The following is a 6874-nucleotide window of genomic DNA, read 5'->3' as shown; positions in this document are numbered from 1 at the left end:
GGCCTTTGGCCCGCCGAAACCTTACCCATCATATCATTTTAATTTCGATAATTTTTAAATTCTTGTACAGATTGCGCAGATCTATAATCTTTATGAATACATATAATTTGTGAATAATCAGTGTTCAAATTCCCGTTGCTGGTACTCAAAAAGCGTCACGATGGTATCTGCCAGTTCTTTTCCATGGTGCTTTTCAACCAGATATAGGGCTGCATCTATTCCTGCCGTTATTCCTGCAGTAGTAATCAGCTGTTCCTGATCTACAAACCGGACATTTCTTTTCACAATACTCTTCGGATTATATTGTTCCAAAGTATCCAGCAGCATAGAATGGGTGGTAATTTCATGCTGATCCAATATCCCGGTTTTAGATAAAAGCATACTTCCTGTACAAACTGAGAAAATAATAGTTCCTTTACGATACTGATTTTTTATCCAGCTCATTACAGTATTCTGAAAATCATCATCCTGCAGGTATTCCATCACATAATCAGGATTAGCTCCCGGAATTACGATCATATCAGGCTGCAAAACGGTCTGTACATCATATGACGGAATCACAGCCATAGTATTTCCTTCCATATGAATGGCATCTCTGGTTTTTCCTACAGTATAGCAGTTATAGCTTCCGGCAGATATTACATTTGCCTTAATAAAGACATCCAACGGACCATTCAGATCCAGCGCTTCTACCTGATCGTAAATCAAAAATGCTATATTCATTGTCCCGTTCTGTTGTTTCTGATTCATAATTATATTTTAAAGATTAATATTTTTTAAGGCGTAGATTTCCTTGTTGATAATTAATTATCAACCTTGTGGAATACAAAAAAGTAAAGAGAATTACCCTGTTCCTTTACAGGATTTCCGGTATTGTGCCGGAGAAATGGAAAGGTATTTAAAAAATAACCGCCGGAGGGAGACTACATTTCCGAAACCACATTTTGCAGCAATCATTTCGATACTCATCTCTGTATATTCCAGCATATCCTTTGCCTGATCCAGCCTCATCTTTTCAAGAAACTTACCGGGAGTGACTCCTGACTCCCTCAAAAAGACCCTGGAGAAATTACGGACACTCATATGTACAGATTCAGCCATAAATTCTATGCTGATGGACTGGCCTAATTTATCTTTAAGCAAATCTCTGATACCCTTTGTGAAAGGAGATAACATTTCATAATCGGAAATAGCATTTCCAAACTGGGATTGTACTCCTGCCCTTTTTAAATGCAATACCAGATGTTTAGCGACTTCTGAGGCTAGAGGCCTACCCCAATCCTCTTCCAAAAGGGCCAGTGCCAGATCTATTCCGGAAGAAACACCTCCTGAAGTATATATTCCCCGGTCCCGGATAAAAAACGGATTGATATTTACTTCCAAATCAGGATAGGTCCGTTGCAGAATATCGGCATATTTCCAATGCGTAGTTACCTGCTTTCCGTTCAGCAATCCAGCTTTTGCTAAAATAAATGCTCCTGCACAAACTGATCCTAAACGTCTTACGCTTCCTATTGTATTCTGCAAATAAGTATAAAGATCGGGATTAACTTCATCTAGTGTTCTAAGATCAGTACCGGCAACCAGTAAGGTATCTACTGGAAAATCAATATCATAAATAGTACGACTGCAGGTTAAAGGGATTCCTGAACCTGAATATATTACCTTGTCTGAAGTCCCGGATATCAAATGAACCTGATACTGTAATCCAGCTTTATCATCCGGCAAAAAGAGATTGGCTGATGTAAACACATCACAGGGACCTGCAACATCCAGCAGCTGAACCTTTGGTAAGATCAAAAGAACTATATTTTTTATTTTTCCCTGTTTTTCTGCATTTTCCATATCTCAATCTGTATCATGCAAATGTAATAACAATGTCAAATGGCTGCAATGACAAAAAACAGACATTTCCGGCCATTGTTCATTTTTTACTTTAATCAGAAAAAAGAGACTGCCTTTAAAGACAGTCTCAGCACTCTCACTATAAAATTAGCTAAACAAGCTATACTTTTAAAATCTAAAAAATTCTCCTGTACATTCCTTTCATCTTTTCAAACAATTCTGAAAAAGAAAACGAATTGTCAACAATACTTATGGAGGTGGAAATCCCTTTTAAGTCATATTTCGCACATGAGATTGCAAAAACATACACAATTTCAGAATTGTATTCATTTTCATGACAGCAGTAGACTTCATCGATATTAAAATCCGATCCGGAGATATCAGCTATTTCCTTAACAGGCTTCAGAGAACTGAGATATTCCATCAGTCCAAAATTAGCAGAATACCCGCTGTCTAAGAGTTCTGTAACGACTTCATTCACTAATCTGATTTCTTCCATTATTTTTCTTTTACTTATTCCCAGCTTCCCTGAATAGCAACTTCAAGACTATTACTTTTCACCTCCATATCAATAGGAAATGTAATCCTGTAATCGTCCATTTTCACAGTGCAACTTCCGATCAATCCTGAAATATCTCCCCAAAGTTCCACACGATAGGGTCTTGCATATAAATTCATATCCGACACATGCTCTGTTTTAAGAAGCAACGGTAAATGAAGGTTACTTTGAAAAGGCTCTGTTTCTGCCATAACACCTGAATTTTCATGATCTACAATCTTTATAAAAAGATGTTGCTCTGGTAACGACATATACTGTTCATATTCATTGATTCTTATTGTTTTAAGATGAAATATATTATCATCATTGCTGCATGATAAACAGAAAAAAAGTAAGGGCAATATTGAAAGTATTTTGGCTATTTTCATAATAATGGGATGAATAGTTTACATTTTATGCAGGAGATAACCTGCGGGATTTTAAATAAAGAGCAGTACGGTTCAGGTATGGGAAAAGGATAATCAACAGTAATGTACCTGCTAAAAGCCATACCATCATTTCGTAATAATCCATAGCAAAACGGACATGTCCCTGAACATTCATTCTTCCAACTAAAAGTTTATTAGATGCTTTTACAGCATGATCTTCAAGCATTCCTTTAGACATAAGTTTAGCAGTCTGTTTATGAAGAAAATCTTTCACAGAAGGATCTACGGCACTTAAATGATCCTGAAAAGCATTATAATGGCGGCTTTTTTCAAAAAGTTCAAAAAAGTTAATCAATGCAATGCTGGCGCAGAATCCGAAATAACGTATTGCCAGTGCTGTTGCAGCTGCTGAAGGTCCAATAGAAGCAGGAACCGATGAAATAATAAAAATAATAGTCGGGACCATGATCAATCCTACTCCCAATCCCTGAAGAAATAAAGGAATATAATAATTAAATTCATCCGCCTGAACATCAAAAGAATAATACATCAATACATTAAACAGAAGCAACATTAAAAAACCGGGCCCCCAGATATAGCGTATATTTCTTTTCTGCAGGACCATACAACAGGCAATGATAACGCCAAACACCAACCCTGAAAGGTTGAAAATATTAATATAGGAAATGTAAAACGGATCCAGGTGCAACTCTGTAGCAAAAAAGCTGTTCGTAATTCCTGAAGCAAAACGACAAATGTACATGACAAAAAGAATCAGCAACCCTACTTTAAAATTTCTGTATCTGAAAACCCGAAGATCTATATAAGATCTTTTAATTGAATTCTGACGGAAAATTGAAATTACTGCCAATACAATGATTCCGATTACACTCCCCAGAATCCTGCGATCTTCCAGCCAATAATATTCCTGTCCGAAAATGGCTATATATCCTACCAGTACCAAAATTGCACTGAAAACCGCAAAACTCTGCCAATCCAGCTTATACAAATGAAATCTTACATTAGGTCTGTAATTCGTCATGGCCATAGTAAGGAAAATAAGACCCGGCAGATACGAAAAAATGGCAGTTTTATAAACAATATTAAAATTGTAAGAATCAATAAGATCTGCTGTAATCAGGTTATTAAACGGCAATGCACAGATCAGAATACCGAAGAACACAGAAAAACTTATTTCCCTTCCCCTTTCACTGTTTAATCGTGTAAAGATCAGGGTGAGTGAAAGGTTAACATTCCCGGCAAATAACATTCCCTGAATAAAACGGACAGGAAACAGTACATAGATCTCCCGGGTAAAATAACAGGTCAAACACGCAACGATCTGCAAAGTTGTAAATAAAAGAAAATACTCTTTGGCAGCCAGAAAACTGAAAAATCTTCTTTCCAGGCTGTAAAACCCTACATAACCCGCATAGAACAACGCTACTGAAAACTGAATATCAGCAGGTTCACCACCATAATATCCTGCTGCTGCATTGATATTGGTAAGAGGCAGGAAAAATATGATGATTCCCGGTAAAGTCATGGAAAAAAGTATAATTTTTACCAGCCATTCCGGAGCCCATTTTTTAAAAAAGGGCATTTGTCTTTTAACCATTAGGAATGCTTTTTATTAGCATATACATTTACGTTCATTCCTACTTTCAGAACGTCAATTTCATTTCTTTTTCCATCCACTCTGATTCTGACAGGAATACGCTGAACAATTTTCACATAGTTTCCGGTAGAATTATCAGGTGGCAATAATGAAAAACTTGAACCTGTTGCTGGTGAAAGAGAAATAATAGTCCCTTGAAACTCCTTATCAGGATAAGAATCTGCAACGATCTTTACGTGATCTCCAATTTTCATATCCTTAATCTGGGTTTCTTTATAATTGGCAACCACCCATTTATCCGTTTCGTTATTAACGATGAATGCAAGCGTTTCTCCAGCATCAATCATTTGCCCTACTTCAACAGTTCTTCGTCCCATTCTTCCATCATATGAAGCGACTACTGCTGTATAGCTTACATCCAGCTTATGACGGTCCAGTAATGCTTCCAGCCTGGCAATTTCAGCCAAAACCACTGTTTTTTCAGCTTGAATATCATGTATTTTAGAAACAGATGCAGCATAATCATCCTGAGAAGATTTATAATCACTTTCGTTCACGTCCAATGTAGCTTTTACATCTTCCAGTCTCTGTTTAGTAGCAGATTCTTCATCATAAAGTTTCTTGTACCGGTTATAATCAAGCTGTTGTTTCCATACTTTCGCCTTATTGCCGTCTATCTGGGCCTGAGCTGAGGCAGCTTCTTTTGACGTAGTGCTGGTATTACTTTCCAGAACTTTCAGCTGGGCACGTGCTTTCTGAAGGGCTGCCTGAGTTTCCTTTTGTTGAAGAACATATTCCCTGTTATCAATCAGTAAAAGGGTATCTCCTTTTTTAACTTCCTGGTTTTCCTCAAATTTTACGGCTACAATGAATCCGCCTGCTCTTGAAATAACTGGGTTTACATATTCCTGAATTTGAGCATCATTCGTCTGCTCATATCGATAATAATTCTTAAGAGTAAAACCGCCCCAAACAGCAAGTGCAGCAACGATTAAAACTGAAATCCATCCTGTGATCTTTGTGATCAGCCTATCGGTGGGAGTATATTTCTTTTTCATTGTATTATAAAACGCCTGTAATATTTTGTAGTAAATAATAATTGTTCTGTGCCATGATCTTTGCTGCTTCAAGTTCAAATTTTGTCTGAAGAAGCTGTATATCGGCATCCAAAAGTTCTGTGATAAGAGAGGTTTGACTGAAATAGGTATTTTTAATAATCCGGGCATTCTCTTTGGCCTGAACAACATTGGTTTCAGCAACCTTAATCTGTTCGAGAGCTTCCTGATACCTCAGATACGCTTCTTTTACCTGTTGCCTTACCTTATCTTCTGTATCCTTATGGGCCTCTTCTTCTTTTTCAAATTCTAATTTGGCTGCTTTTACTTTATTGGTATTATGATAAAGTGAGGATATTGAAAATGAAGCCTTAATACCAACAATTCCCAATGAATACCAATAAGGATTGTAGGGATAAAGGAAAATCTGCGGGTTGGCATAATAAAATTCACCGTACATCCCGATTTTGGGCCTTACATTGGCCTTTACCTGCTTCAGTTTAAGAATACTCAATTCCGTTTGCTGTTCTGAAACATGGTAATCAAATGAATGGTCCAACGCCATTTTCAGATATTCTGCATAGGTTGTATTGGCATCCCATTGATTATAGGGCACTTCCGGAATAACTATCTGCTCATCTGGAATGCCTAAAATAATATTCAGTTTCTGCATGGCGATCAGAATATCATTTTCAATAGTCACCAAAGTCATTTTACGTTTGGAAAGTTCAAGCTCTATCCTTAAAACATCGCTTTTCAACACCACCCCGTTTTTGTATAAAGACTTGATTTCTTTAAGCTGTATTTCCTGATCTTTGATATCCTGCTTAATAAGATCCCTGAAGATTAGTGTTTTCTGAAGTTCAAGATAAAGACTGGCTGTTTTGTAATGAATATCGGAAATGGATTGATCTTTTTGAATATTCTTAATCTTTTGAAGGGTCTGGTTCTCTTTGATCTTAAGATTGAGTTTATTTCCGTTGTAAATGTTCAGATAAAAATCGGCTCCCACTTTATAAAGAGTGTGGATGACCTCATGTTGGGTAGGTTTGGAAAAAATTCCGTTTTCATAGATGGGGATGTTGGAAGCTTTTTCAGCAGATCCTTTGACCTGTATTTCCGGAAGTCGCTCTCGTTTGGTGTCTTTTACTTCGGCTTCGGCAATGTCTACATTGATGGTGTTGATTTTAATATGACGGCTGTTTTCTTCAGCTCTTTGCCATGCGTCTTTCAGGGAGATCCGTATGGTATCATTTCGTGGACTGCCTGTCTGAGCCGATATTGTATAGGAAGCTCCTAGCATCAGCAGTCCGGTGACATAAATTTTCATTTGAATTTTTCGAATTATTGCACTGCAAATTTATTGGCAATCCGCAAATTTTATTTATCTAAAATAGTCAACTTTTACATGATTCCGGCCAAATGATTA

The 6874-nt window shown here is 37.1% G+C and carries 7 protein-coding genes; all 7 read right to left on the bottom strand.

Annotated elements, in window-relative coordinates; translation table 11 throughout:
- Positions 1-117 precede the first annotated feature (117 nt).
- Positions 118-750 carry a DJ-1/PfpI family protein gene (locus tag WH267_RS24175; protein ID WP_340011530.1) on the bottom strand — a complete coding sequence of 211 codons (633 nt, stop codon included), beginning with the start codon at positions 748-750 and terminating at the stop codon, positions 118-120.
- A gap of 93 nt (positions 751-843) precedes the next feature.
- Entirely contained in the window at positions 844-1845 is a 1002-nt protein-coding gene (locus WH267_RS24170; protein ID WP_340011528.1) for a GlxA family transcriptional regulator, read from the bottom strand.
- A 175-nt stretch (positions 1846-2020) separates the two neighbouring features.
- On the bottom strand, positions 2021-2344 hold the full coding sequence (locus WH267_RS24165; protein ID WP_340011527.1) for a hypothetical protein: 324 nt from the start codon (positions 2342-2344) through the stop codon (positions 2021-2023).
- A gap of 14 nt (positions 2345-2358) precedes the next feature.
- Positions 2359-2595: a hypothetical protein gene (locus WH267_RS24160; RefSeq protein WP_340011525.1), complete on the bottom strand. Its 237-nt coding sequence runs from the start codon at positions 2593-2595 to the stop codon at positions 2359-2361.
- 202 nt (positions 2596-2797) lie between these two features.
- Positions 2798-4390: a beta-carotene 15,15'-monooxygenase gene (locus WH267_RS24155; RefSeq protein WP_340011524.1), complete on the bottom strand. Its 1593-nt coding sequence runs from the start codon at positions 4388-4390 to the stop codon at positions 2798-2800.
- Positions 4390-5448: an HlyD family secretion protein gene (locus WH267_RS24150; RefSeq protein WP_340011522.1), complete on the bottom strand. Its 1059-nt coding sequence runs from the start codon at positions 5446-5448 to the stop codon at positions 4390-4392. The genes WH267_RS24155 and WH267_RS24150 overlap by 1 nt, the downstream gene beginning before the upstream one ends.
- 4 nt (positions 5449-5452) lie before the next feature.
- Complete coding sequence (locus tag WH267_RS24145) at positions 5453-6775, bottom strand: TolC family protein (RefSeq protein WP_340011520.1); 1323 nt, start codon at positions 6773-6775, stop codon at positions 5453-5455.
- Positions 6776-6874: the final 99 nt, after the last annotated feature.

This window comes from Chryseobacterium sp. MYb328 (genome assembly GCF_037572595.1).
GTDB classification, from domain to species: domain Bacteria; phylum Bacteroidota; class Bacteroidia; order Flavobacteriales; family Weeksellaceae; genus Chryseobacterium; species Chryseobacterium pennae.
Note: the sequence above shows the minus strand (reverse complement) of the source record. Positions and strands in the feature narration are given on the sequence as shown.

Coding starts and splice junctions, on each gene's coding strand:
- WH267_RS24175 (WP_340011530.1), bottom strand. CDS start 750: ATGAATCAGAAACAACAGAACGGGACAATGAATATAGCATTTTTGATT.
- WH267_RS24170 (WP_340011528.1), bottom strand. CDS start 1,845: ATGGAAAATGCAGAAAAACAGGGAAAAATAAAAAATATAGTTCTTTTG.
- WH267_RS24165 (WP_340011527.1), bottom strand. CDS start 2,344: ATGGAAGAAATCAGATTAGTGAATGAAGTCGTTACAGAACTCTTAGAC.
- WH267_RS24160 (WP_340011525.1), bottom strand. CDS start 2,595: ATGGCAGAAACAGAGCCTTTTCAAAGTAACCTTCATTTACCGTTGCTT.
- WH267_RS24155 (WP_340011524.1), bottom strand. CDS start 4,390: ATGGTTAAAAGACAAATGCCCTTTTTTAAAAAATGGGCTCCGGAATGG.
- WH267_RS24150 (WP_340011522.1), bottom strand. CDS start 5,448: ATGAAAAAGAAATATACTCCCACCGATAGGCTGATCACAAAGATCACA.
- WH267_RS24145 (WP_340011520.1), bottom strand. CDS start 6,775: ATGAAAATTTATGTCACCGGACTGCTGATGCTAGGAGCTTCCTATACA.